The sequence below is a fragment of the Micromonospora sp. HK10 genome (genome assembly GCF_000982955.1).
Taxonomy (GTDB): Bacteria; Actinomycetota; Actinomycetes; order Mycobacteriales; family Micromonosporaceae; genus Micromonospora.
On sequence record NZ_KQ058680.1, the window covers coordinates 1 to 24,906 of the forward strand.

Genomic DNA, 24,906 nt, shown 5'->3' on the forward strand with positions numbered 1-24,906 from the left:
GCGGCCGGGCGCGGCGCGGCGGGGGTGCGTGCGGTACGCGCTGCGGCGGGCGTGCCGGCGATGCCGGGCCCGGCCGGCGCGGTTGCGGCGGCCGGCGCGGTCGAGGTGGGCCGCGGGGCCGGGGTGCGTGGCGCGGTCCGGGCCGGTGCCGCCTGCTCCGCGTCGGCCGGGAGCCCGAGAGCGCTCGCCGAGCCGAGCCGGCGGCGCAGGGTGTTCAGCGCCCGGGAGGTCTGACTCTTCACGGTGCCGGGCGAGATCTCCAGCAGGGCCGCGGTCTGCGCCTCGGACATGTCCTCGTAGTAGCGGAGCACCAGCACGGCCCGCTGCCGGGCCGGGAGCGCCTGGAGGTGCCGCCAGAGGACGTCCCGGTCGAGCTGCTGCTCGATCTCGTCCACGCCGGCCCGCTCGGGCAGCACCTCGGTCGGGCGCTCGCCGTGCCAGCGCCGCCGCCACCAACTCGTGGACGTGTTCACCATGACCCGGCGGGCGTACGGCTCGATGGCGTCGATCCCACCCAGCCGTTTCCAGGCCAGGTAGGTCTTGGTCAGCGCGGTCTGGAGCAGGTCCTCGGCGGTGGCCCAGTCCCCGGCGAGCAGGTACGCGGTGCGCAGCAGAGCACTGGAGCGGGCCGCGACGAACTCACGGAACTCCTCCTCCAGCGGGTCCCTGCCGGCCACCGACCACCTCCATGCCACCCGTTATGCCTGGCAGGCTCCCATGCCGGAGCGGGCCGAGTCGACGGCAAGAGGTGCGAGACACATCCGATGTTCGGTCGGAAAGTTTCACGCCCCGTCGTCGGCCTTGGCCTCGTCGGCCTCCTTGCCCAGCCGGGCCTCGACGGCCTGCGGCTCGTACATCTCCTCGACGACGCGCAGGTAGAGCTCGTTCGGGTTGGGCAGATTCTTGATCTCCCGGAGCGCCTGCTCCTGGCCGGCGGACTCCAGCACGAAGGTGCCGTAGTTGAGCGCCCGGCCGGTCGGGGTCTGCTCGTACTTCATGTCGGTGACCCGGACGAGCGGCATCATCGCGACCCGGCGGGTGATGATCCCGTTGACCACCATCACCCGCTTGTTGGTGAGGATGAAGCGGTCGTACCACCAGTCGGCGACCCGCCAGGCGACCCAGCCCATCACGGCGAACCAGAGCAGCACCGCGACGGTGGTCAGCGCCCCGACGTCCCGGCCGGCCAGGAAGCCGGAGAGGTAGCCGAGGACGAAGGTGGCCGCGACGCCGACGATGATCGGCGTGGTGAGGTGGATCCAGTGCCGCTTCCACTCGCCCCGGTAACGTTCGGTGGGGAAGAGGTAGCGGGCCACCAGCGAGCTGGGCTCGTCCTCGAGCGGCAGCACCCGGCGCGGGCCGGCACCGGCCGCGTCGGCGCGCAGCCCGGCCAGCTCGTCCTCGGAGATCTGCGGCGGCTGGTAACCGGCCTCCGGATCCCGGATCCAGGCGCGCCCGGAGCGACCCTCGCCGGCGTAGCCGGGCCCGTCACCGAAGGCGGCGTCGTCCGATAGGGACGGGCCGGTGCCGTAGGCCGAGCCCGAACCGAAGCCGGGACCGTCATCGGGGTCGATCCGGGGGATCGGCTCGGTGTCGCGCTCCCGGCGCTCCCGGTCGGGGTCGTCCGGGTCGAAGGGTGGACCGGAGGGGCTGCCCATCGGTGGTTAGGCGACCAGGCTCGTGAAGAAGTCGCCGAAGCCCTGGGCGATGTCCATGATGCCGCCGCCGAGAGACTTGAACACGTCGGCGGCGGAGTTCGGCCGGTACGCAACAAAGAAGATCAAGAATGCGATGCCGGCCCAGGTGAGGACCTTCTTGACCATAGCGGGCCATCCTCTCGCGCGGCGCCGGGTCCGTTTACCGCAGCGGCACCCAGAGTATCAGCATGGTGTCGTACAGTGAATATCTGCGTTCGTCTCCGGTCCGCCGGTGCCGGCCGGTCAGGCCCGCCCGTGCAGGTACGGAGATGGTGCGCCGTACACGAGTTCGGGCGGTGTCCACTCGGTGAGGTCGTGCAGCACGACTTCTTCCGCGAGGAGGTGACCCGCACTCGCCGGCCAGGCTATCGCATGCAGCCACATTCCCCGAGCCTCGCCGGCGTACGCGCTTCGATCCGTCGGTGAATTCACCAGCCACAGTGGAGTCGGGTGACCGCCCACTCTGATCTTGGCGTGCGGCACCCGCTCGGGATGACCAGGGCCGGGATCGGTCAGCGCCTCCGCGACCTGGGGTCCCGGGTCGGGACCGGGCAGCGCGGCGAAGCGGGAGCCCAGCCCCACCCCCGGGTCCTCGGCGACGAAGAGCAGGTCGGCCGGTCCACCGTCGAGCGGGGCCGGCCCGGCGCAGGCCACCGCGGTGGCGCGGATCCCGCTCCGGTCGTCGCCGGCCCAGGCCACCCCGGTCAGGGTCCAGCCGGTGGGCAGCGGCCACGGGCACCAGAGCGGTACGCCCGCCGGCCCGGCGGGGCCGGCACCCGCCGCAACCCGCTCCACCACGCTGGCCATGATCTCGGCGTTGATGTGCTCGGGCACGTGCAGGGGCGGCACCGGGCCGCAGCGCAGGCAGCGCGATTCCCCGTGCATCAGGTCCGGTTCCCGGACCGGGCCCGCGCACCTCGGACAACTCACCGCGACGCTCACGTTCCCACCGTCGTACCGGACCGTCGGCCCGTCAAGCGGACCGCGCGGACCGGCTCCGGTATTTCCATCCGTCGGCGGAACCGACACCGGGAATCCCGCACAGCGCGGCAGCACGGGACGGCCCGGCGTCAGGGCCGGTGACGGGCCGCCCGCCGGCGCGCCGGTGACGAGCCGCCCGACGGCGCTCCGGTGACGGGCCGCCCACCGTGGCGCCGGTGACGGGCCGCCCGCCGTCGCGCCGGTGACGGCCCATCCGGTTCAGGCGGGCGGCGGGCCGGCGTACGCGCGGATCCAGGCGTGCATGGCGATCCCGCTGGCCACGCCCGCGTTGATGGACCGGGTCGAGCCGTACTGGGCGATCGAGAACAGCTCGTCACAGGCCGTCCGGGCGGTGTCGGACAGCCCGGGCCCCTCCTGCCCGAAGAGGAGCACGCAACGGCGGGGCAGGGTGCTCGTCTCCAGCGGCTTCGAGCCGGGCAGGTTGTCGATGCCCACCACCGGGAGCCGCTGCCCCGCGGCCCAGTCGACGAACTCCTCGATCGTCGGGTGGTGCCGGACGTGCTGGTAGCGGTCGGTCACCATGGCGCCCCGGCGGTTCCACCGCCGCCGCCCGACGATGTGCACCTCGGCGGCAAGGAAGGCGTTGGCGTTGCGGACCACCGTGCCGATGTTGAAGTCGTGCTGCCAGTTCTCGATCGCCACGTGGAAGTCGTGCCGGCGCCGGTCCAGGTCGGCCACCACGGCCTCCCGCCGCCAGTAGCGGTAGCGGTCCACCACGTTGCGCCGGTCGCCCTCGGCGAGCAGTTCCGGGTCGTACCGGGGGTCGTCCGGCGGGTCGCCGGGCCACGGCCCCACCCCCACGTCGAACTGGTCGTCGGTCACGGTCTCCAGAGGGTACGGCCGCGGCCGGCGCCGCCCGCCGCTACCCCGCTCAGGGCAGGTCCAGCGCGCCGCCGAGCCGGTCGAGGAAACGGCGGTCGGCCGGGCTCGACCCGTCGTCCCCGGTCCGGCAGACCCGGGCGGCCACGGACTGCACCCACTGCCGGTACGCCGCCGAGTCGGCCGGGTCGGCGCGGCGCCGCAGCACCCGTACCGTCGCGCGGCAGGCGGCGAGCAGGTCGACCAGGTCGGTGAGGCGCTCGTCCCGGGCGGCGCTGCCGTCGTGCCGGGCGTAGATGGCGGCGACCACGGCCCGGACCAGGTCGCTGTCGAAGGCCCGGCCGGCGGCGACCGCGTCGAGGCCGGCGAGGCCGGCGGCGACCCCGCGCGGCGGCCGTCCGGGGGCGGGCGAGGCGGCGGCCACGAGGACCCGGCCCGGCAGGTCGGTCAGCAGGTCCCACTCCGCCGCGGAGTAGACGGAGGTGGTCAACGGTGCGGCGCGACGGCCGGCGGAGGGCGGCTCGGCGGCGGAGAACCTCATGCCGCCACGCTCGCTCGCTCCGGGGCGCCGTGCGGCACCAACCCGCCGGACCTGGTGATTCGCGCGCTGCACTCGCTCATCGCGGGACCTCCGGCGTCAGCATATGCCCCGCGACGGCGGCCGGGCCCGCTCCCGGCGCGGAACGCCGCGGCGGGCCCGGCCGGACCGTCGGGTCAGCGCGGCTCGGGGAAGCTGGGCCGCTCCGGGTCCACGCCGGCGGGCACCGCAGCGGCGGCGTACTCCCGCTTGGGGACCATCACCTTGCGGCGGAAGACGCAGACCAGGGTGCCGTCCTGGTTGTAGCCGCGGGTCTCCACGGCGACCATGCCGCGGTCCGGCTTCGAGGCGGACTCCCGCTTGTCCAGCACGGTGGTCTCGCCGTAGATGGTGTCGCCGTGGAAGGTCGGGGCCACGTGCCGGAGCGACTCGATCTCCAGGTTGGCGATGGCCTTGCCGCTGACGTCGGGCACGGACATGCCGAGCAGCAGCGAGTAGATGTAGTTGCCGACCACCACGTTGCGCTTGAACTGGCTCGCCGACTCGGCGTAGTGGGCGTCCATGTGCAGCGGGTGGTGGTTCATGGTGAGCAGGCAGAAGAGGTGATCGTCGTACTCGGTGACGGTCTTGCCCGGCCAGTGCCGGTAGACCGCGCCGACCTCGAACTCCTCGTAGTAGCGGCCGAACTGCATCCTGGTCCCCTTCGACGGGCGGCGATGGAGTTCGGCACAGCATGCCTTACCGCTTGTTAAGGCGGCGGCGGGGGCGCGCGTGATGCGGAAAAGTCACACCCGGACCGACCCGGGGGGAGACGCAATGAGCGGCGGGGCCCTCCCCGGCACCCGCCGCCCACGCTCTGATGAAGAAGATTCTGCCGTACGCGGGTACTGCACCAACAGAGACCGGCATCACATTTATCTTTTCGTAACAATACGTAGCGTAACTGTGGATCAATCCCTAAGCGATCTCCATGACCGAATCGTCGCTCGTCAAGCGCCAAGTTACCGATACGTAGCAGGCACGGAACGTGATCTCCCTGGAAACGCTCCCATCACGTCGGGTCACGCAAGTGCGACATGCACATGCGATCAGCAGGACCGGAAAAACTGAGCCCCCTCGATGCTTGCGGAGCGCCACCGCGACGCTCCGCAGCGTTTCGTCACCTGGCTCACGGGAATTCCAGGGCATCCACCCTGGTTCCACCGGACGTAGTCAATCGCGCCGATCGGAGAGTTGCCATGGCAACCGTTGAGCTGACCACCGCCAACTTTGACGAGGTGACCGCACAGGACGGCATCGTCCTGCTCGACTTCTGGGCCGACTGGTGCGGTCCCTGCAAGCGGTTCGCCCCGGTTTACGAGCGCTCCTCGGAGAAGCACCCGGACATCGTGTTCGGCAAGGTCGACACCGAGGCGCAGCAGGAGCTGGCCGTCAAGTTCAACATCAGCTCCATCCCGACCGTGATGGCGATCAAGGACGGCGTCATCGTCTTCGCCCAGCCCGGTTCGCTGCCCGAGTCCGCTCTGGAGAACCTGATCGAGCAGGTCGAGCAGCTGGACATGGAGCAGGTCCGTAAGCAGCTGGCCGAGCACGGCCACCAGCACTGACCGACCGACCACCGGCCGGGCCCCCGCGACGGGGGCCCGGCCGTCGTCGTGCCCGGGCGCGGGGGCCCGGACCAGCGACACGGCCAGCGAGGAATGGACGAGGGACCGACCCTTGCGCCCAGTCGATCCCGTATCGTCCGGAGCCGATGGAGACCTTGACCACCCGCGGGCGCGCGGTCCGGCTCGGCGCCACCGCGCTCGGGCTGGCGCTACTCCTCGCCGGCACCCTGCGCGGCGCCGACGACGACTTCCCGTTCGGCCCCTTCCGGATGTACTCGACCTCGGACCCGCCGGACGCACCGGCACCGGACACCCGGGTCGAGGGCGTCGACGGCACCGGGGCGGTGGTCGCGCTCGGCCAGGACGCCACCGGCATCCGCCGGGCCGAGATCGAGGGCCAGCAGTCCCGGTACGCCGCCGACCCCGCCCTGCTGCGCCGGGTCGCCGACGCGTACGCCGAACGGCACCCCGCCGCCCCCGCGCTGGTGGAGGTCCGCATCGTGATCCGCTGGTACGACATCCAGGGCGGCCGCCCGACCGGCCGCTGGACGGACCGCACCGCCGTACGCTGGCAGGCCGTCCCGTGACCGGTTGGCTGACCGAGGCGGTCCCCCGCGGCCGGGTGGCTGCATTCCGGACCCTCGTCTATCTCTTCGTCGCGGCCGACCTGGTGATCTTCACGCCCTGGGTGCGCAGCCGGGTCGACGTGCCGGGCGACCTCTACCGGCCGCTGCTGATCGGTCGGCTGCTGCCGCTGCCCACCCCCACCCCGACCCTGGTCGCCGTGATCTTCTGGGTGTTGCTGCTGCTCGCGCTGCTCGCCGCGACCGGGCGGGCGCCGCGGCTGCTCGGCTGGGCGGTCTTCGCGCTCTACTTCGAGTGGATGATCGTCGCGATGAGCTACGGCAAGGTCGACCACGACCGGTTCGGGCTCCTGGTGGCGCTCGCCGTCCTTCCCACGGCCGGGCGGGCCCGGCACGGCGACCCCACCCGGACCGAGGCCGGCGGCTGGGCACTGCGGGTCACCCAGATCGCGGTCATCTGCACGTACTTCCTGGCCGCCTGGGCGAAGTTCCGCTTCGGCGGCCTCGACTGGGCCACCGGCTCGGTGCTGGCCCGCGCGATCATCCGGCGCGGCACCGACCTGGCCGACCTGATCGCGCAGGTGCCCCACCTGCTGATCGTCGCCCAGTTCGGCATCCTGGCCTTCGAGCTGCTCAGCCCGCTGGTCTTCGTGCTGCCGGCCCGCTGGCGGCTGGCCGCGGTGGGCTTCTTCTACTCGTTCCACCTGGTCACCATCGCGACCATCACCATCTCGTTCGCGCCGCACCTGGTGGCGATGACCAGCTTCCTGCCGCTGGAGCGGGTCCGGCCGGTGGTCTGGGCGCGGCGCCTGCACACCCGCCGCCGCAGCCCCGCCCGGGACCCCGACGGCGAGACCGCGGCGCGGACCCCGGACGGCGAGACCACACCGCTGGCCGGCGCGGATCCGGCGCCCGAGCCGGCCACCGGCGGCGCAGCCGCCGTCCCGCGTGAATCCCACGCCTGAGCCGGCCGCCGGCGGCTGAACCGGCGACCCGCACGGATCCGGCGACCGAGCGGCGACCCGCGCGGATCCGGCGACCGAGCCGGCGACCCGCACGGATCCGGCGGCCGAGCCGGCGACCCGCGCGACCCGCACGGATCCGGCGGCCGGGCCGGCGACCGCCGGCCGAACCGGGTCAGGCGCCGGCGGACGGGCGGCCGGTCGGGCCGTACAGGCGCTCCCGGGCCTCCTGCGGCAGCGCGCAGGCGGCCGTGCCGCCGGGCATCCGGTGCCGGTTGCGGGCCACCCACCGGTACGCCGGCCAGGCGACCGCCCGGACCGGCGGGAGGCGCAGGCCGGCGCCGGCAGCCCGCCAGAGCGGCGCGCTCCCACCGAGCAGTTTCGCGATGGCGTCGGGACCGGCGGCGCGGGAGCCCTCGGCGCCCACCCACTGCACCGCCTCCTCGCACTCGGCCTCCGTCAGGCCGAGCGCGGCCAGGTCGGCGAACTGCCAGGGCAGCACCCGGGCGCCGGTGGGGATCCGGCGCTCGATGAACTCCGCGCAGCGGGTGCAGAACGCGCAGTCGCCGTCGTAGACGAAGGTCGACGTCTCCATGTCCCCATCCTGCACCCGCCCGCCCCGCCCCGGTCCGCCGGTGTCCGGCGCGTCACTTGCGCAATCTTCGTACGCATGTTCGAATGAGGGCCATGCGCTGGGACAACCTCTCCGCTCCCCCGGACGAGGGGACTCCCGACGGGGCAGCGCCAGCGACTCCACCCCTGCCGCTGGCGCTCCCCGGCGCCGTCGCCCGCACCTTCGACACCCCCGGCTTCGCCGGCATGACGTTCTACGAGGTGCAGGCAAAGTCGATCATCAACCGGGTGCCCGGCCAGTCGCGCGTCCCGTTCGAGTGGACGATCAACCCCTACCGGGGCTGCAGTCACGCGTGCGTCTACTGCCTCTCTGGTGACACCCCGATCCTGATGGCGGACGGGCGCACCAAGCCGATCAGCGACCTGACGCCCGGCGACCGGATCTACGGCACCGAACGGCGCGGCGCCTACCGGCGCTACGTGGTCACCACCGTCCTCGACGCCTGGTCGACGGTGAAGCGGGCCTACCGGGTCACCCTGGTCGACGGGACCACGCTGGTGGCGAGCGGCGACCACCGGTTTCTCACCGAGCGCGGCTGGAAGCACGTGACCGGGGCGATGGGCGGCCCCGGCAAGCGGCCGTACCTGACCACCAGCAACCGCCTGATCGGCACCGGCCGCTTCGCGTCCGCGCCCAAGGACTCTGCCGACTACCGGCGCGGCTGGCTCCGCGGCACGGTCCGCGGCGACGGTGGTCCCGACCGACCGTTCCGGCTGGCCGTGACCGACCACGAGGCGCTCGGCCGGGCGGCGCGGTTCCTCGCCGACGCCGGGATCGACCCGCACCCGGCCCGGTTCGTCCCGGTGACCACGGCCCGCCGGGCCGGCACCGCCATCCGTACCGCCCGGCAGCGGGACGTCGAGACGATCGCCGAACTGGTGGGCTGGCCGGAGGCGCCGACGGACGACTGGCGGCTGGGGTTCCTGGCCGGGGTCTTCGACGCGGAGGGCAGCTGCCACCGTGGCGTCTTCCGGATCGGCCTGCGGGACGACGCGACCCTCGACCGGGTCACCGACGCCCTCGACCGGTTCGGCTTCCGCTGGGTCCTGGAGGATGCCGGCCACCCCAAGCGGGTCCGCCAGGTCCGGCTGACCGGCGGTCTCCCCACCCGGTTGCGGTTCTTCCACCTCACCGACCCGGCGATCACCGGCAAGCGGTCCATCGAGGGCGCCGCCCTGAAGTGCCAGGCGGAGCTGCGCGTGGCCACGATCGAGGATCTCGGCCTGGAGCTGCCGCTGTGGGACATCACCACCGGCACCGGCGACTTCATCGCCAACGGGGTGGTCAGCCACAACTGCTTCGCCCGCAACAGCCACACCTACCTCGACCTCGACGCCGGAGCGGACTTCGACCGCCGGGTGATCGTCAAGGTCAACGCGGGCGAGCTGGTCCGCCGGGAGCTGGCCGCCCCGCGCTGGCGCGGCGCGCACGTCGCCATGGGCACCAACGTGGACTGCTACCAGCGGGCCGAGGGGCGCTACCGGCTCATGCCGCCGATCCTCGAGGCGCTGCGGGATTTCGCCAACCCGTTCTCCATCCTGACCAAGGGCACGCTGCTCCTGCGGGATCTGCCGCTGCTGCGCCAGGCCGCCGAGGTCACCCGGGTCGGGCTGTCGTACTCGGTGGGCTTCGTCGACGAGGCGCTGTGGCGGGCGGTCGAGCCGGGCACGCCGAGCCCGCGCCGCCGGCTGGAGGCGGTACGCCAGCTCACCGACGCCGGCTTCCAGGTCGGTGTGCTGATGGCGCCGATCCTGCCCGGCCTCAGCGACGACGACGAGTCGATCGACGCGACGGTGGCCGCGATCGCCGCCGCGGGGGCCACCAGCGTCACCCCGCTGGCCCTGCACCTGCGCCCCGGCGCCCGGGAGTGGTACGCGCACTGGCTGGCCCGGGAGTTCCCCCATCTGGTCCCCCGCTACCGCCAGCTCTACCGCGCCGGCTCGTACGCTCCCCAGGCCTACCAGCGGGAGCTGACCGCGCGGGTGCGGATCGCGGCCCGCCGGCACGGCCTGCACCGGGGCGAGGCCGGCGACAACCGTCGGCTCCCCGAGCCGCCCCCGCCACCGGTGGCCGAACAGCTCTCCCTGTTGTAGCGGCCGCCGCCTACGATCCAGCTGTGCGAGAGATCATCACCGCGGCGCTGCGCCGCCGCCGTCAGCTCGTCCTCCTCGGGTTGGCGCTGGGCGTGGGTCTCGCGCTCGCGGCGATCGGGCTACGGTCCGTCGGCGGGCCGGTGGCGGCCCTGACCCTGCTGCCGATCCTGTTCTTCATCGGGATGGCCGTCCGCGAGATCGGGCGCCAGCCCGGCCGGGAAGGGCTGCGGGTCGACGAGCCGGCCGGTGCCTTCTTCGCGCCCCCGCAGCGCGGCATCCTCTACGGCCCGGCCGTCGCCGGATATTTCGTCTACTACGCGATCTACACCCTCACCGGTTCCGCCGTGGACGGCTGGGACGTGTTCTTCATGGCGGCGTACCTGCTGGTCGCCGCCGGGATCGTCATCGGGTCCTGGCGGCTGGTGCCGTTCGTGACGCTGACCCCCGAGGGCGTGGCCTCCGGCGCGCCCCGACCGATGACCGTGGTGCCGTGGGAGGCGATCGGCGCGGGGGCGCCCACCGGGCCGGGCGCGGCCGGACGGTTCCTGCGGCTGCCGATCGCCCGCCCGGAGCTGGTCCGCCGCAGCCTCGGCTGGCCCCGCCGCGGCGCCTTCGTGGTGGTGCGGGAGCTGACCGTCGCGCCGGACTTCCTGGCCGCCGCCATCCGGTACTACGTCGCCCACCCCGAGCACCGGGCCGCGATCGGCACCGCGCAGGAGTACGACCGGCTCCAGCGGGAGCTCGCCGGGGCATCGCTGACCGATCAGGTCTGACCCGGGACGGGTGCCCACCGGACCGGGCTACGCTCGACGGATGCGTTCCGCTCAGCAGATCCTCGCCGACTCCGCCGTGATCGCCGTCGTGGGCGCCTCCCGCGACCCGGGCAAGGCCGCGCACCGGGTGCCGCTGGAGATGCAGCGCCACGGCTGGCGGATCATCCCGGTCAACCCCACCGTGGACGAGCTCTTCGGCGAGCGGGCGTACCCGACGCTGGCCGACATCCCGCACCCGGTCGATTTGGTCGACGTGTTCCGCCCGGCCGCCGACGCGGTCGAGGTGGTCCGGCAGGCGGTCGCGATCGGCGCGCCGGCGGTGTGGCTGCAGCTCGGGATCTTCTCCGCCGAGGCGCGGCGGATCGCCGAGGAGGCGGGCATCGACTACGTCGAGGACCGCTGCCTGATCATCGAACGGGCCGCCGGCGGCCTGACCCGGCTGGCCTGAGCTACCGCCGTCGGCGGTACGGCCGCTCGGCCGCGCCGCCATCGCAGCGCCGTCCGGAACGGTTCTGGACGGCTCCGCGTACCCTGCGGGCGTGTTCTCGTCTGAGCCGGTGGCGGCGGCGCGGCCCGGTCGCGACGGTCTCTGGCCCCGGCGGTTGCTGTCCCTCGTGGTCGGCGGCGCGGTGGCCGTGCTGGCCGCTCGGGTCCTGCTCCCGCTGACCGCGTCCCAACTGGATGCTTTCCGGGACCTGGCGTGGGTGGCGGCGGTGGCGCACCTCGGGCAGCAGCGGTGGCGGCCCCGGCGGACCGGCCGGCTCGTCTGGCGCGCCCGGGTGTTCGGCCGGCACGGCGTGGAACCGGGCTTCGTCGCCCGCCGGTCGGCCGCCGGCTGGGTGGAGCTGATCGCGACGGTGGCCGTGACGACGACCCTGACGGTCGGCGTGATCTCGCTCCTGCCGGACGGCGGGTCCTGGGCGGCCGCCCGGCCGGTCCTGCTCGGCGTGGTGGCCGTGAGGCTGGGGGTCTGCGTCTACCGGGAGGTGCGGTTCCCGGACCGCGTGGCGCTGACCGCGAGTGGGTTGCGCGACGGCCGGCACCGGTACGCCTGGTCGGACATCGCCGCGACCAGCCTGCAGGACGGCGGCGGGGTGCGGCTGCGCCTGGCGGTGCGGCAGATACCGCCACCGGTGGTCGGCGGCCGGGGCCTGGCGGTCTCGGACGAGCGGCTGCTCGCCGCGATCGACCAGGTCCGGTCCGGGCCGCAGGTGCTGGCGGTCGGGCTGCCGATCAGCGCGGCCGAGCCCGCCGGCTGAGCTGGCGGTCGGGCTGCCGATCAGCGCGGCCGAGCCCGCCGGCTGAGCTGGCGGTCGGGCTGCCGATCAGCGCGGCCGAACCTGCCGGCTGAGCTGGCGGCCGGCCTCGGCCGGCGTCCGACGCCACCGGAGCGGGTCGCCGTCCCGCACCCGCTCGATCTGCTCGACGTGCTTTGCCGGTGTCGCGGGCGGGTCGGTCTCCGCGACGGGCAGCAGCCGCCAACCGGCCTCCGCCGGCTCAGGATTTCGGCGTCTCCGGGCCGAAGATCAGGTCGAGTTGGGCGTCGAGGGCGGCCAGGGCGGTCTCCGGCGGGTAGTGCCCGCCGAGCAGATAGATGCCGAGCCCTTCCAGCACCGCCAGCAACCCGACAGCGGCGCGGTCCGGGTCGACCCGCGGGGCGGCGCCGCCGGCGCGGATCTGGGCGGCGAGGAAGCCCAGCAGGGCGGCTGTCTCGTCGTGCAGCGCGGCGGCGACAGCTGGACGCACGGCGGTGTAGGCGAGGAACGCCAGCGCGACCCGGCCGTCGGCCCGCCGCTCCTCGTCGAGGGGAAGCAACTCGGACAGCATGGCGCGCAGCAGCTCCCGAGGGCGCGGCGAGCCGCCGAGCGCCGCGACGGCCCGGCTCACCCGTGCCTCGTTGCGCTCGCGGATCACGGACAGCGCGAAGGTCATCATCTCGTCGCGGGTCCGGAAGTAGTGCTGCACCATGCCCGGACTGGCCCCGGCCGCAGCGGCCACGTGGCGGAGGCTGACCGCCTCCAGCCCCTGGTCGGCGGCGACCCGCATCAGTGCGTCCGCGATCAGCGCCCGGCGCTCCCGGTGGTCGACCCGCTTCGGCATGCCCTCATGCTTTCACAATGCGACTGCATTGACACCGCCCGCCACAACCGTTTACATTGCGACTGTATTGGAAACGGGAGCCGGGTGAGGGACATGCGGACGGACGGCTGGGCCGGCGCGGCGAGACTGGCTCGCCGCGCCGTCGCGTACGAGTGGGGCATGTGGCGCAGCCTCGCCCGGTGGCTCCTGCGGCGCCCGTACCGTGTCGCGCCCGGGGCGGAGACCTTCGGGTACGCGGGCGTGGTCCAGCCGATCCTCGGCGTCTTCATCGCCCTGTCGACGATCGAGATCCCGGTCCTCGACCTGATCCTGCGGCACACGGTCGGCTGGCCGGCGGTCCGGCACGTCGCCATCGGGCTCGGCGTCTGGGGTGTGCTGTGGATGATCGGGCTGCTCGCCAGCCTCCGGATCCACCCGCACGTCATCGACGACACCGGCCTGCGGATCCGCAACGGCGTCTCGCTCGACGTCCTGATCCCATGGACCGCCGTCGACCGGGTGGAGGCCCGCTACCGGTCCCTGCCGTCCAGCCGGGCCTGCCAGTACGACCCGGATGACCCGACGGTGCTGAACCTCGGCGCCGGCAGCCAGACCGCCGTGGACGTGGTGCTGCGCGAGCCACTGTCGGTGCGCCTACCCAAGGGGCCGAGCCGGCCGGTGCAGGAGATCCGCCTGTACGCCGACAACCCGAGGGCGCTGGTCGACCGGGCCCGTACGCACATCCCCGCCCCGGACCCCACCCCACCCCGTTGATCAAGGAGTTTGGGTAGGCCGGACGGCCGGATCCGACGCAAACTCCTTGATCAACGCGGGCCTCGGGTTGCCGGCCTCAGAGCTTGTACTGCTTGAGCAGGCCGCGGGAGATGATGGTCTTCTGGATCTCCGAGGTGCCCTCGCCGATGAGCAGGAACGGGGCCTCGCGCATCAGCCGCTCGATCTCGTACTCCTTGGAGTAGCCGTAGCCGCCGTGGATGCGGAACGCCTCCTGGACCACCTCGGCGCAGTATTCCGAGGCGAGCAGCTTGGCCATGCCGGCCTCGACGTCGTTGCGCTGGCCGGCGTCCTTGAGCCGGGCGGCGTTCACCATGAGCGCGTGGGCCGCCTCGATCTTCGTACCCATCTCGGCGAGCTTGAAGGCGACGGCCTGGTGCCCGGCCAGCGGCTGGCCGAAGGTGCGGCGCTGCTGGGCGTACGCGACGGCCAACTCGAAGGCGCGGATGGAGATGCCGCAGGCGCGGGCCGCCACGTTGACCCGGCCGACCTCGATGCCGTCCATCATCTGGTAGAAGCCACGGCCGACCTGCTCCGCGCCGCCGAGCACGGCCGAGGCGGGCACGGTGACGCCGTCGAGCACCATCTCGGTGGTCTCGACGCCCTTGTAGCCCATCTTGTCGATCTTGCCGGGAATGGTCAGGCCGGGCGCGGTCTCGCCGAAGCCGGGCTCCTTCTCCAGCAGGAAGGTGCTCATGTTGCCGTACACCGAGTCGGCGCCGGTGTCGGTCTTGACCAGGGTGGCCACCACCGACGAGTAGGCGCCGTTGGTCAGCCACATCTTCTGGCCGTTGAGCACGTAGTTGTCGCCGTTGCGGACGGCCTTCGACTTGATCGCCGACACGTCCGAGCCGCACTCGGGCTCGGACATGGAGAAGGCGCCGCGCACCTCGCCGGTGGCCATCCGGGGCAGCAGCCGGGCCTTCTGGTCCGCCGAGCCGTGCTGGGAGATCAGGTACGCCACGATGAAGTGGGTGTTGACGATGCCGGAGATCGACATCCAGCCCCGGGACAGCTCCTCGACCACCAGGGCGTAGGTCAGTAGGGACTCGCCCAGGCCGCCGTACTCCTCGTCGATGGTGAGGCCGAACAGCCCCATCTCCCGCATCCCGTCGAGGATGTCGGTGGGGTACTCGTCGGCGTGCTCCAGCCGCTGGGCGTGCGGAATGATCTCCTTGTCGGCGAACTCCCGGACGGTTTCCAGGATCGACCGCTGCACGTCGGTCAGGCCGGGCGTCTGGGCGAGTCGAGCCATCTCAGCCTCCGGGGGATCGGCGCATTACTCGTGGGTAACTGAACGCTCGGTCAGTATCGGCCTCCGGCCGGGCGAGGCCAAGGTGACCAGTCCACACAACCGCTGTGAAAAGGTTCACCGCTGCGGGTAGCGTCCGCAAGAGAGAGGGCCGTTGGCCTGCGACGGAAGGGGCGAGGAGGCGTGAGTCAACCACCCGGTGAGCCGGAGCAGCCGCCGTCGCCGTACGAGCCGCCGGCCTACGGACAGCCACCCGAGCCGCCGGCCTACGGGCAGCCCTACGGGCACCCGCAGCAGCCGCACTGGGGGCAGCAACCCCCGTACGCCCCGCAGCCCCCGTACGGGCAGTACGGGCCGCCCGGCCCGGGACCCCGACCCGGCGGCGGGCCGAACCTGCTCGCCATCCTGTCGCTGGTCTTCGCCTTCGTCTTCGCCCCCGCCGGAATCGTGCTCGGCCACCTGGCCAAGCGGCAGATCCGGCAGACCGGCGAGGAGGGCAACCAGCTCGCCACCTGGGGGCTGGTGCTCAGCTACGTCTTCACCGCCCTCGGCCTGCTCTTCTGCTGCGGCTGGATCGGCCTCTCGATCTGGGCGAACTCCGACAACGGCGGCTACCGCTGACGCTCAGCGGAACTGCGCCTCGCGCACGCTGTTGCCGCCGTCCACCACCAGCATCTGCCCGGTGATGTACGAGGCGGCCGGTGAGCAGAGGAAGGCGATCGCGGCCGCCACCTCGTCCGGCGTGCCCGGCCGGCCGACCGGGGTGCCCAGCCCCTGCTTGATCTCGGCGGCCGTCGACGCCGCGGTGTAGATGGTGCCGGGCGCGACCGCGTTCACCGTGACCCCGTCGGCGATCATCTCCATCGCCAGTGCCCGGGTCAGCCCCACCACGCCCGCCTTCGCCGCCGCGTACGCGGCCTCGGTGGGCAGCGCGTTGACCGGGCCGGCGGTGGCGGAGAGATTCACGATCCGCCCCCAGCCCCGCTCGGCCATCCCACCGATGAAGGCCCGGCTGCACAGGAACGCCGTGGTGAGGTTCCGGTCGATCTCGCCGCGCCACTCGTCGTAGCTGAGCTGGGCGACCGGGCGCAGCACCTCCGGGCTGGCCCGGCTGGCCAGGCCCGCGTTGTTGACCAGCACCTCGACGTCGCCGAGCTGCTCGGCCACCGCGTCGGCGAGCGCGCCCACTTCGGACTCGTCGGTGAGGTCGGCGACGAAACCGGTCACCCCCAGCTCGCCGGCGCGCTCGTGGATCCGCCGGGTGGTGGAGACGATCGCCACCCGGGCGCCGAGGTCGGCGAGGCGGCGCGCGGTGGCGTACCCGATGCCGTCGGCGCTGCCGGCACCGGTGACCAGCGCGACCCGGCCGTCCAGCCGCATGGTGACCGGCTCGGCCAGCGGCGCCGGCTGGTCCTGGTCGGCTGAACCGGCGGCCGGCCCACCGCGGGAGCGTCGTACCAGGCCGGGTCGGCTCACGTCCCGTCGCGACCGACCGCCGCGCGCGTCAAGTGCCATGCCGCGATCCTGCCCGCTGGGGACGTTCCGGGCAACGCGGCACCCGGAAAGCCGGTCCTCGGTCTTGCCCCCCGCTGGCTACCCTGACGGCACCCGAAGACCTTACGGAGATGACCGATGAGCTATCCCCCACCGTCCGGTGGCTGGCAGGACCCCTCGACGCCGGGCCCGCAGTCGGCCCCACCCGCCGACCCGACGATGCCGTTGGCCGGCAGCCCGATCCCCACCCAGCCCAACCCGGCGGACCCCTACGCGCCGGCCGACCCGTACGCCGCGCCCGGCTACGCCCCGCCCGGCCAGCCGGCCCCCGGCTACCCGGCCTCCGGCTACCCGGCGGCCGGCGACCCGTACGCGGCGGGCGGCTACCCGCCGGCCGGCTACCCGGCGTACCCGCCGCCGGCGACCAAGACCAACGGCCTGGCCATCGCGGCCCTGGCGCTGGCACTGCTCGGCTTCACCTCGTGCATCACCGCCCCGATCGGCGCGATCCTCGGGCACGTGGCGTTGAAGCAGATCCGGGAGCGGGGCGAACAGGGCGAGGGGATGGCGAAGGCCGGCGTCATCATCGGCTGGATCCTCACCGGCCTGATGGTGGTGCTGATCGCCGTCTACATCGTGGCGATCGTGATCGCCATCAACAACGACAACTCCAGCAGCTACTGACCGGATGGGCCGCCCCGGCCAACCGGGGCGGCCCGGCCGCGTTCACTCTCCGGGCGGGGTGAACGACGAGGTACGGCTCATCCCGGCCGCCCGGCCCTTGGCCGCGATCACCAGCGCCATCTTGCGGGACGCCTCGTCGATCATCTCGTCGCCGAGCATCACGGCGCCGAGCTTCCCACCCGCCTCCGAGGTGTAGTAGTCGTACGCGTCGAGGATCAGCTCGGCGTGGTCGTAGTCGGCCTGCGCCGGCGAGTAGACCTCGTTGGCCGCGTCGATCTGGCCGGGGTGCAGCACCCACTTGCCGTCGAAGCCCAGCGCCGCCGAACGCTTGGCCACCTCGCGGAACCCGTCGATGTCGCGGATCTGCAGGAACGGGCCGTCGATGGCCTGCTTGTCGTGCATCCGCGCGGCCATCAGGATGCGCATCAGGATGTAGTGGTAGGGGTCGCCCGGGTAGTCCGCGATCAGCCCGCCCACCACCAGCGACTTCATGTTGATCGACGCCATGAAGTCGGCGGGCCCGAAGATGATGGTCTCGATCCGGGGCGAGGCGGCCGCGATGGCGTCCACGTTGACCAGGCCGGCGGCGTTCTCGATCTGCGCCTCGATGCCGATCCGGCCCACCTCGAGGCCGAGGGTCTTCTCGACCTGGGTGAGCAGCAGGTCCAGCCAGTGCACCTGCTCGGCGTTCTGCACCTTGGGCAGCATGATGCAGTCCAGGTTGGCGCCGGCGCCCTCCACCACCTCGATCACGTCCCGGTAGGTCCAGGGCGTGGTCAGGTCGTTGACCCGTACCACGCGGGTCTTGCCGGACCAGTCGCCCTCGTTCAGCGCGGCGACGATGTTCTTGCGGGCGTCCGGCTTCGCCAGCGGGGCGACCGCGTCCTCCAGGTCCAGGAAGACCTGGTCCGCCGGGAGTCCCTGGGCCTTGCCGAGCATCTTGACGCTGGAACCGGGTACCGCGAGGCAGGACCGGCGGGGGCGACCGACAGCGGCCATGGATGCGCTCCTTCCAGCGTCCGGCGGACCCGCCGACGCCTCCGGGTGAAAGACGAGAACTTAACGATCCCAAGGGCCGTTGTGACGCCACGGTAACCTCGTCCCGTGACCGGGGTGAATGGACCTGTGGAAGATCTCACTGAGCGTCGGATCGTGGTGGTGACCGGCGCCAGTTCGGGCATCGGGCTGGCCGCCGCCGTCGACCTGGCCCGCCGCGGCGACCACCTGGTGCTGGTCGGGCGCGACCCGGCCCGGCTCCAGAGTGCCGGCGACCGGGTACGCGAGGCCAGCGGCGAACGCCCCGAGCTGTTCCGCGCCGACTTCGCCGTGCTCGACGACGTACGCCGGCTCGCCGAGCAGTTGCGCGCCGGCTACGACCGGATCGACGTGCTGGCCAACAACGCCGGTGCGATCGTGCTCCAGCCGGTCACCACGGTCGACGGCTTCGAGCTGAGCATGCAGGCCAACCACCTCGCCCCGTTCCTGCTCAGCACGCTGCTGCGGGACCGGATCGGGCGGCTGGTGGTGACCGCCTCCGACGCGCACCGCAGCGGCGTGCTCGACCCCGACGACCTGAACGCGGCGCTGCGCCGGTACCGGCCGTTCCAGGCGTACGGCACCAGCAAGCAGGCGAACATCCTGTTCACCGCCGAGGCGGCCCGGCGCTGGCCGGAGCTGCCGGCGTACGCGTTCCACCCCGGGGTGGTGCGGACCCGGTTCGGCAACGAGAGCCGGGTGGTCGCCCTGGGCATGCGGCTGCTGCCGTTCCGCAGCCCGGAGAAGGGCGCGGAAACCCTGGTCTGGCTGGCCAACCAGGACCCGTCCCGGCTGGTCAGCGGGGGCTACTACACCGACCGGAAGCCGCACCGGCCGCGCACCAAGGCGAGCGACCCGGCACTGGCCGCCCGGCTCTGGACGGCCAGCGCGGCGGCCGTGGGCGTGCCCGCCTGAGCCGTGCCCGCAGCCGGCGGCGCGGGCACCGATTTCGGCTGTCGCCGCGCCACGGTGCACTGGGATACTCCGCCGATGACCGAGCACGAGGGAACGACCCTGCACGTCGGCGGCGACGATCCGGAACTTTCCGCCCGGATCGAGCGGGAGCTGACCGCGTTCAACAACGCCGCCACCGGCGCCGACGACGAGGCCGGCCTGTCGGTACGGGCCGTGGACCCCGACGGCGCGCTGGTGGCCGGGCTGACCGGCTGGACCTGGGGCGGGCGCGCCGGGATCAACACCGTCTGGGTACGCGACGACCGGCGGCGCGCCGGCTGGGGCGGGCGGCTGCTGCGGGCCGCCGAGGAGGAGGCCCGGCGGCGCGGCTGCACCGAGATCTCGGTGGCGTCGTTCTCGTTCCAGGCCCCCGACTTCTACCGGCGGCACGGCTACTCGGACACCGGGATCCGGGACGGCATTCCCGGCGGCCACGTCGACCACCAGTTCTGGAAGCCGCTGGTCGCCGAGCCGGCCGGGGTGCTGCGGCTGGTCGCGCTGGTCGACCTGGGCGCCGACGCCGAGGCCGGCCGGCGCTACGAGGACGCCGTACTGGCCCTGCTCGGGCGGCACGGCGGGCGGCTGGAGCGGCGGCTGCGTACCGGCGACGGGGGGACCGAGGTGCACGTGATCCGGTTCGCCGCGCGGGCCGGCTACGACGGGTTCCTGGTCGACCCCGAGCGCGTCGCGCTGCGGGCCGAGCTGGGCGACGCCGCCCCGCGTACCCAGGTGCTGGAGGTCCGTGACGTCTGACCGGCCCCTCCTCCTTCACTTCATCACCCGGCCCGGGAAAGAACAAGACTTGATCTTGGCTTGCCCGGCGGCCAGGGTCGAGGCATGGACTTCGATCCCCTGGCCACCGCCCGGCGGGCACTCTGGATCGGCGGGGCCCAGTGGGCCGGCAAGACCACCCTCGCCGTCACCCTGGCGCTGCGGCACGGGCTCACCGCGTACCTGTACGACCGGCACGACGCCCGGGGCCACGACGACCGGCGGATCGCCGACCGGATCCGGCGCGGCGCACCACCCGGCGGCCCCGACCCGGAGACCGCCTGGGTCGACACCGACCCGCCGCGGATGGCGGCCGAGACGCTGGCCGGCTTCCCCCGCCGCTTCGACTGGGTGCTGGACGACCTGAGCGCGCTGGTCACCGCCCGCCGGGTGGTCGCCGAGGGCTGGGGCCTGCGGCCGGAACTGGTCGCCCCGGTCGTCGAGTCGACCCGGCAGATGGTGGTGCTGGTGCCGAGCGCCGAGTTCCGGGCGTACCAGCTGGCCCGGCTGCCCCGGGCCAGCGCCCGGCACCCCGGGGTGAGCGACCCCGAGCGGGCCCTGCGCAACCGCGTCGCCCGCGACGAGCTGGTCGCGGCCGACGCCGTGGCCCGGGCCCGGGAGCTGGGCGTACGGGTGATCGAGGTGGACGGCAGCCGGGACGCCGAGGCGGTCGCCGGGCTGGTGATCGAGCACTTCGCGGCGTACCTGTGAGGGTCACTCCCCGATGTGCACCGGGACGCTGGTGACCACCACGCCGGGCAGCGCCCGCAGGGCGGCCCGCAGCCGCTGCTCGGCGCGGCTGTGCAGCGGGCGGTGCCAGGGGCGGCGCAGCACCACCTCCGGCACGATCACCGTCAGGGTCAGCTCCGGCCGGCTGCCGTGCAGCGCCTCCAGGTAGTGCGCGAGCGGCCCGATCACCGCCCGGTACGGCGACACGATCGTCTCCAGCCGCAGGTGGTCGCCCCAGGCCCGCCACTGCTCACGGAACCGGTCCGCCTCGGCGTCCTCCGGCGCGAGGTGCACGGCCAGCGTCGGCTGGCCCAGCGACGCGGCGTACGCCAGGGCGCGCAGCGAGGCCCGGTTCAGCCGGGCCACCGGGACGACCACCAGGTGGCGTACCTCCTGGGGCAGCTCCTCGCCCTCGGCGGACCCGGCGGGTCCGGGCGGCGTGGGCGGATGCAGCGCCAGCGCCCGGTGCAGCGTGGTGTAGTGCCGGTGGATCCGCCGGAAGAGCAGCACCAGCAGCGGCACCGCGAGCACCACCACCCAGGCGCCCTCGGCGAACTTCGACCCGGCGGCGGTCAGCAGCACCAGCCCGGACAGGGTCGCGCCGACCGCGTTGAACAGCAGCTTGCGCCGCCAGCCCGGCCCGCGGCGGCGCCGCCAGTGCACCACCATCCCGGTCTGCGACAGGGTGAAGGCGAGGAAGACCCCGACCGCGTAGAGCGGGATCAGCGCCGCGGTGTGCCCGCCGAACACGGTGAAGACCAGCGCCGCGGTGGCCGCCAGCGCCACCATCCCGTTGCCGAACGCGAGCCGGTCCCCCATGTGCAGGAACCGGCGCGGCGCGTGGCCGGCCCGGGCCATGAAGAAGAGCAACCGGGGAAACCCGTTGAACGCGGTGTTCGCCGCCAGCAGCAGGATCAGCGTCGTTGCCACCTGGAGCAGCGCGTACCACGGGCCGGTCGGGAAGGTGACCCGGCCGAGCTGGGAGAGCAGCGTCTCGCCGGGCACCGGGACCAGGCCGTCGAGCCGGATCAGCAGGGTCAGCCCGGCGAAGAGCAGCACCAGCAGGGCCACCATCCAGCCGAGCGTGATCCGGGCGTTGCGCCACTCCGTCGGCCGGAACGCCGGCACCGCGTTCGACACCGCCTCGATGCCGGTCATCGACACCGCGCCGGAGGAGAACGCGCGCAGCACGAGCAGCAGACCCAGCCCTTCGGTGGCCGGCACCGCCGGCGGCGGCACCGGCGCGAAACCCCGGCCGGCGGCCCGCGCGTACCCGACCAGCAGCACCGCGAGGACCGCGACCAGGAAGGCGTACGTGGGCAGCACGAAGAGGTTGCCGGCGCTGCGCACCCCGCGCAGGTTCCCGGCGAGCAGCACGGCGATCACCAGCAGGCCGAGCGGCACCGTGGCCGGGGCCAGCCCGGGCAGCGCCGAGGTGACCGCGTGCACGCCCGCCGCCACCGACACCGCGACGGTCAGCACGTAGTCGACCATCAGCCCGGCCGCCGCCGCGAGGCCGGCGAGCGGACCCAGGTTGTCCCCCGCCACCACGTACGAGCCGGCACCGTGCGGGTACGCCTGGATCGTCTGCCGGTACGACGCGCCGACCGCCACCATGAGCACCACCAGCCCGGCGGCCAGCGGCAGGGCGAGCCCGAGGGCGGCGCCGCCGGCCAGCACCAGCACGGCCAGCATCGCCTCCGGCCCGTACGCCACCGAGCTGAGCAGGTCGGAGGAGAGCACGGGCAGGGCGACCAGTTTGCGCATCCGCTCGTAGAGCACCGCGGCGCTGGACAGCGGGGGTCCGAGCACGGCCCGGCGCAGCCGGGTCCGCGCCCGGCCCCACCGGGACGCCGGCACCGTGGCCGGCTCGGTGGCGACCAGTTCGTCCGGCTGCGCCACGGTGAACAGGTCGAACGGCGCCAGCCGGCCGAACCGGCTCGGCGCGGGCCGCCGCCCGCTGCGGCCGAGGGTCGGGTCGACGGGCAGCGCACCGTCACCGTCCTGGGGGCGCCACCGCTCCCCGATCCGGCCGAGCGCCGCCCGTTCCGCCGGGTCGAGCGGCGGGAACTCGGCCGAGGGCGTGACGACGGTCCCCTGCTCGACCTCGTCGTCGCGCCGTTCGCGTCGCGCTCCCACCCCCTGCACTCTCAGCCACAGCCGCCGGCCGGGAAGCCCGAATCGGCACACTCGGGCGGAACGGGGGACCCGGTCCAGGCCCCGCCGGCGAGCGGCAGCGCGGCGGCGAGCTGGGACGGGGCGGCGGGCGGCGGCTCAGTCGGCGGGGCGGCGGCTCAGTCGGCGGGGCGGCGGCTCAGTCGGCGATCGGGGCCGCGTCGGCGGGCACCGGGACCGGCTCGGCCCGGCGACCGGAGCGGGACCCGCCGACGACGACGACCGCGACCCCGGCCAGCAGCAGGGCCAGCCCGGGCAGGGCGAGCACGCGGGGCAGCTGGCCGAGCCAGACCCAGGCGAGCAGGGCCGCGCCGGGCGCCTCCAGCAGGATCAGCACGCTGACCGTGGTGGCCGACACCCGGTGCAGGGCGTAGCTGAACATCGAATGCCCGAGCAGTTGGGCACCGGCGACCAGCCCGAGGATCACCAGCCAGGTGGTCGACGGGTAACCGTGTAGGCGCACCCCACCGAGCAGGCAGACCACCAGCAGGATCACCGCGCACACCCCGTAGCAGATGGTGGTGTAGGTGGTGGTGCTGATGGTGGCCCGGGCCCGCTCGCCGAGCGCGGTGTAGACGGCGGCGAACATGCCGCCGGCGACCGCGAGCAGGTCACCGGCGAAGGCCCGGCCGGAGACGTCGACGTCCGCGCCGGTGGCCAACGCCGCGCCCGCCACAGCGATCCCGATGCCGGCCCACACCGCCACCGGCAGCCGCCGGCCCTGCCAGCGGGCGATCAGCCCCTGCCACACCGGCTGGGTGGCGCCCAGCGCGGTGGCCGCGGCCACCGAGGTGAGCTGCGCGCTCGGCATCCAGGTGGCGAAGTGCGCGGCCAGCGCCACGCCGGACAGCACGCAGTACAGCCCCTCCCGCCGGCCGGTCCCGACGGTCAGCGCGCGGAACTCCACCCGCCGGCGGGCCAGCGAGAACGGGCCGAGCACGGCCAGCGAGAGCAGGTTGCGCCAGAAGGCGATGGCGAGGGCCGGTGCGGCGGCGAAGGCGACCAGCGGCGCGGACGAGGAGACGGCGGCGACGGCCAGCCCGAGCGCACCCAGGGTCAGCGGGTCGAGGGGCGGACGGGGCGGTGTGGAGGACACGGGGGGAATCCTCACACGACACCGGAGACCACGGACCGTCAGCGTTCCGTTACGATCATGCGCGTCCCGGCGGTCTCCCCCTCGGCGCCCGGAGGCACCTTCCCATGCCCAGGTACCAGGCGGTGCTGTTCGACTTCTTCGGCACCCTGACCCGCTGCGTGCGGCGCGGCGCCGCCCACCAGGACACCGCCGACCTGCTCGGCTGCCCGGCCGACACGCTGGCCGAGGTGCTCGACCGCACCTACTACCAGCGCGCCAGCGGCGGGCTCGGCAACGCCGAGGCGACCCTGCGCTGGGTCTGCGACCAGGCCGGGGTGCGCCCCTCCGACCGGGCGGTCCGGGCCGCCGTCGCCTCCCGCCACCGGGCGGTACGCGCCGACACCCGGCTGCGGGACGAGGCGGTGCCGGTGCTGGCCGCGCTGCGTCAGCGGGGCGTCCGTACCGGGCTGATCAGCGACTGCACGCACGAACTGCCGGCGTTCCTGCCCCAGCTCGCGGTCGCGCCGCTGCTCGACGTACGGGTCTTCTCGGTGCAGGTGGGGCGCTGCAAGCCGGACCCGGCGCTCTACCTGGCCGCCTGCCAGCGGCTCGGCCTCGTCCCGTCCGACTGCCTGTACGTGGGCGACGGCGGCAGCCAGGAGTTGACCGGTGCGGACCGGGCCGGCATGACGGCGGTCCGGCTCGCCGCCCCGGACCTGGCCGAGCACATGGCGTTCAACGTGGACCGGGGCTGGGACGGCCCGGTGCTGACCTCGCTGGCCCAGGTGCTCGACCTGCTCGATCCCCTGCCCGCCGGCCGGGGCTGAGGACGGGGCCCGGCGCGGTCACCCGGCCCGCCGGGACGCCGCCGCTGGCCGCGGGCGGCGCGGACGCCTCAGCGGCGACGGACCTTGTGCAGCCGGAACGGCTTCCGGGTGGCCCGCACCACCGGGGCCGGCCGGGGCGGCTCGGCCTGCGCGTCGGCCGGCAGGTCGGCCCCGGCCAGCGGCGTGCCCGCCGGGGCCAGCCGGTTGAGCGCGCAGCCCTGCTCGGCCCAGCGGGTCACCAGATCGGCGGTCGGACCGGAGGCGTTGAGCCGCTTCGCCGCGACCAGCGGCGCGGCCGCCTCCCACTCCTCGGTGCCCGGCCGCAACCGG

General features: G+C 73.8%; 28 protein-coding genes and 1 pseudogene. 14 read left to right on the top strand and 15 right to left on the bottom strand.

What is annotated here, in order from left to right; all coding sequences use genetic code 11:
* From LQ51_RS03305 to LQ51_RS03330, 7 genes are all read right to left on the bottom strand, one after another.
* A partial coding sequence (locus LQ51_RS03305; protein ID WP_231605273.1) for a SigE family RNA polymerase sigma factor occupies positions 1 to 677 on the bottom strand: 677 nt, incomplete at its 3' end.
* A 105-nt stretch (positions 678 to 782) separates the two neighbouring features.
* Entirely contained in the window at positions 783 to 1,658 is an 876-nt protein-coding gene (locus LQ51_RS03310) for a PH domain-containing protein (protein WP_046563140.1), read from the bottom strand.
* 6 nt (positions 1,659 to 1,664) lie between these two features.
* Positions 1,665 to 1,823 carry a hypothetical protein gene (locus tag LQ51_RS33220; RefSeq protein ID WP_007455302.1) on the bottom strand — a complete coding sequence of 53 codons (159 nt, stop codon included), beginning with the start codon at positions 1,821 to 1,823 and terminating at the stop codon, positions 1,665 to 1,667.
* Positions 1,824 to 1,940: 117 nt separating this feature from the next.
* A complete protein-coding gene (locus LQ51_RS03315; protein ID WP_369799818.1) occupies positions 1,941 to 2,639 on the bottom strand; it encodes a DUF6758 family protein in 699 nt (232 codons plus the stop codon).
* Between the two features lie 258 nt (positions 2,640 to 2,897).
* A complete protein-coding gene (locus tag LQ51_RS03320) occupies positions 2,898 to 3,521 on the bottom strand; it encodes a TrmH family RNA methyltransferase (protein ID WP_046563142.1) in 624 nt (207 codons plus the stop codon).
* A 49-nt stretch (positions 3,522 to 3,570) separates the two neighbouring features.
* Positions 3,571 to 4,059 carry a hypothetical protein gene (locus LQ51_RS03325; protein WP_046563143.1) on the bottom strand — a complete coding sequence of 163 codons (489 nt, stop codon included), beginning with the start codon at positions 4,057 to 4,059 and terminating at the stop codon, positions 3,571 to 3,573.
* 173 nt (positions 4,060 to 4,232) lie between these two features.
* Positions 4,233 to 4,748: a MaoC family dehydratase gene (locus LQ51_RS03330; RefSeq protein WP_046563144.1), complete on the bottom strand. Its 516-nt coding sequence runs from the start codon at positions 4,746 to 4,748 to the stop codon at positions 4,233 to 4,235.
* A gap of 546 nt (positions 4,749 to 5,294) precedes the next feature.
* On the opposite strand from LQ51_RS03330, the gene trxA reads away from it, so the two are divergent.
* From trxA to LQ51_RS03345, 3 genes are all read left to right on the top strand, one after another.
* Positions 5,295 to 5,663: a thioredoxin gene (gene trxA, locus LQ51_RS03335; protein WP_046563145.1), complete on the top strand. Its 369-nt coding sequence runs from the start codon at positions 5,295 to 5,297 to the stop codon at positions 5,661 to 5,663.
* A gap of 146 nt (positions 5,664 to 5,809) precedes the next feature.
* On the top strand, positions 5,810 to 6,250 hold the full coding sequence (locus LQ51_RS03340) for a hypothetical protein (RefSeq protein WP_046563146.1): 441 nt from the start codon (positions 5,810 to 5,812) through the stop codon (positions 6,248 to 6,250).
* Entirely contained in the window at positions 6,247 to 7,212 is a 966-nt protein-coding gene (locus LQ51_RS03345; protein ID WP_156312963.1) for an HTTM domain-containing protein, read from the top strand. The genes LQ51_RS03340 and LQ51_RS03345 overlap by 4 nt, the downstream gene beginning before the upstream one ends.
* 172 nt (positions 7,213 to 7,384) lie before the next feature.
* Here the strand turns inward: LQ51_RS03345 and LQ51_RS03350 are convergent, their stop codons facing one another.
* Complete coding sequence (locus LQ51_RS03350) at positions 7,385 to 7,804, bottom strand: thiol-disulfide oxidoreductase DCC family protein (protein WP_046563165.1); 420 nt, start codon at positions 7,802 to 7,804, stop codon at positions 7,385 to 7,387.
* A 92-nt stretch (positions 7,805 to 7,896) separates the two neighbouring features.
* Between LQ51_RS03350 and LQ51_RS03355 the strand changes: the two genes are divergently transcribed.
* The 4 genes from LQ51_RS03355 (at position 7,897) to LQ51_RS03370 (ending at position 11,968) form a co-directional block, all read left to right on the top strand.
* A complete protein-coding gene (locus tag LQ51_RS03355; protein WP_046563147.1) occupies positions 7,897 to 9,936 on the top strand; it encodes an intein-containing Rv2578c family radical SAM protein in 2,040 nt (679 codons plus the stop codon).
* A 23-nt stretch (positions 9,937 to 9,959) separates the two neighbouring features.
* Positions 9,960 to 10,709 carry a hypothetical protein gene (locus tag LQ51_RS03360; RefSeq protein WP_046563148.1) on the top strand — a complete coding sequence of 250 codons (750 nt, stop codon included), beginning with the start codon at positions 9,960 to 9,962 and terminating at the stop codon, positions 10,707 to 10,709.
* Between the two features lie 40 nt (positions 10,710 to 10,749).
* On the top strand, positions 10,750 to 11,157 hold the full coding sequence (locus LQ51_RS03365) for a CoA-binding protein (RefSeq protein ID WP_046563149.1): 408 nt from the start codon (positions 10,750 to 10,752) through the stop codon (positions 11,155 to 11,157).
* 91 nt (positions 11,158 to 11,248) lie between these two features.
* A complete protein-coding gene (locus tag LQ51_RS03370; protein WP_046563150.1) occupies positions 11,249 to 11,968 on the top strand; it encodes a hypothetical protein in 720 nt (239 codons plus the stop codon).
* A gap of 238 nt (positions 11,969 to 12,206) precedes the next feature.
* Here the strand turns inward: LQ51_RS03370 and LQ51_RS03375 are convergent, their stop codons facing one another.
* A complete protein-coding gene (locus tag LQ51_RS03375; protein WP_046563151.1) occupies positions 12,207 to 12,809 on the bottom strand; it encodes a TetR/AcrR family transcriptional regulator in 603 nt (200 codons plus the stop codon).
* 93 nt (positions 12,810 to 12,902) lie between these two features.
* Between LQ51_RS03375 and LQ51_RS03380 the strand changes: the two genes are divergently transcribed.
* Positions 12,903 to 13,562, top strand: coding sequence for a hypothetical protein (locus LQ51_RS03380; protein WP_046563152.1), 660 nt, complete (start codon positions 12,903 to 12,905; stop codon positions 13,560 to 13,562).
* 76 nt (positions 13,563 to 13,638) lie between these two features.
* Here LQ51_RS03380 and LQ51_RS03385 read toward each other — a convergent pair whose 3' ends face one another.
* Positions 13,639 to 14,835 (bottom strand): acyl-CoA dehydrogenase family protein, encoded by a 1,197-nt coding sequence (locus LQ51_RS03385; protein WP_046563153.1) that lies wholly within the window; start codon positions 14,833 to 14,835, stop codon positions 13,639 to 13,641.
* 180 nt (positions 14,836 to 15,015) lie between these two features.
* Between LQ51_RS03385 and LQ51_RS03390 the strand changes: the two genes are divergently transcribed.
* Positions 15,016 to 15,453 carry a DUF4190 domain-containing protein gene (locus LQ51_RS03390; RefSeq protein WP_046563154.1) on the top strand — a complete coding sequence of 146 codons (438 nt, stop codon included), beginning with the start codon at positions 15,016 to 15,018 and terminating at the stop codon, positions 15,451 to 15,453.
* Between the two features lie 3 nt (positions 15,454 to 15,456).
* On the opposite strand, the gene LQ51_RS03395 is transcribed toward LQ51_RS03390, so the two are convergent.
* Positions 15,457 to 16,347, bottom strand: a complete 891-nt coding sequence (locus LQ51_RS03395) for an SDR family NAD(P)-dependent oxidoreductase (protein ID WP_046563155.1) — start codon at positions 16,345 to 16,347, stop codon at positions 15,457 to 15,459.
* Positions 16,348 to 16,464: 117 nt separating this feature from the next.
* Here LQ51_RS03395 and LQ51_RS03400 point away from each other — a divergent pair, with 117 nt between their 5' ends.
* A complete protein-coding gene (locus LQ51_RS03400) occupies positions 16,465 to 17,010 on the top strand; it encodes a DUF4190 domain-containing protein (protein ID WP_046563156.1) in 546 nt (181 codons plus the stop codon).
* Between the two features lie 42 nt (positions 17,011 to 17,052).
* Here LQ51_RS03400 and LQ51_RS03405 read toward each other — a convergent pair whose 3' ends face one another.
* Positions 17,053 to 18,009, bottom strand: coding sequence for an HpcH/HpaI aldolase/citrate lyase family protein (locus LQ51_RS03405; protein ID WP_046563157.1), 957 nt, complete (start codon positions 18,007 to 18,009; stop codon positions 17,053 to 17,055).
* Between the two features lie 126 nt (positions 18,010 to 18,135).
* On the opposite strand from LQ51_RS03405, the gene LQ51_RS03410 reads away from it, so the two are divergent.
* The 3 genes from LQ51_RS03410 (at position 18,136) to LQ51_RS33695 (ending at position 20,481) form a co-directional block, all read left to right on the top strand.
* Positions 18,136 to 18,960 carry an SDR family NAD(P)-dependent oxidoreductase gene (locus tag LQ51_RS03410; RefSeq protein WP_197087511.1) on the top strand — a complete coding sequence of 275 codons (825 nt, stop codon included), beginning with the start codon at positions 18,136 to 18,138 and terminating at the stop codon, positions 18,958 to 18,960.
* A gap of 75 nt (positions 18,961 to 19,035) precedes the next feature.
* Positions 19,036 to 19,752 (top strand): GNAT family N-acetyltransferase, encoded by a 717-nt coding sequence (locus tag LQ51_RS31750; RefSeq protein ID WP_082159247.1) that lies wholly within the window; start codon positions 19,036 to 19,038, stop codon positions 19,750 to 19,752.
* A gap of 84 nt (positions 19,753 to 19,836) precedes the next feature.
* Entirely contained in the window at positions 19,837 to 20,481 is a 645-nt protein-coding gene (locus tag LQ51_RS33695) for a hypothetical protein (protein WP_046563159.1), read from the top strand.
* Between the two features lie 3 nt (positions 20,482 to 20,484).
* On the opposite strand, the gene LQ51_RS03430 is transcribed toward LQ51_RS33695, so the two are convergent.
* Together LQ51_RS03430 and LQ51_RS03435 are read right to left on the bottom strand one after the other, a co-directional pair.
* Positions 20,485 to 22,638, bottom strand: a complete 2,154-nt coding sequence (locus tag LQ51_RS03430; RefSeq protein ID WP_156312964.1) for an APC family permease — start codon at positions 22,636 to 22,638, stop codon at positions 20,485 to 20,487.
* 175 nt (positions 22,639 to 22,813) lie between these two features.
* Positions 22,814 to 23,770 carry a DMT family transporter gene (locus tag LQ51_RS03435; protein ID WP_046563161.1) on the bottom strand — a complete coding sequence of 319 codons (957 nt, stop codon included), beginning with the start codon at positions 23,768 to 23,770 and terminating at the stop codon, positions 22,814 to 22,816.
* A gap of 104 nt (positions 23,771 to 23,874) precedes the next feature.
* On the opposite strand from LQ51_RS03435, the gene LQ51_RS03440 reads away from it, so the two are divergent.
* Positions 23,875 to 24,576, top strand: coding sequence for an HAD family hydrolase (locus LQ51_RS03440; RefSeq protein ID WP_046563162.1), 702 nt, complete (start codon positions 23,875 to 23,877; stop codon positions 24,574 to 24,576).
* A gap of 68 nt (positions 24,577 to 24,644) precedes the next feature.
* Here LQ51_RS03440 and LQ51_RS03445 read toward each other — a convergent pair.
* Positions 24,645 to 24,906: pseudogene (locus tag LQ51_RS03445) on the bottom strand (hypothetical protein); the annotation flags it as partial.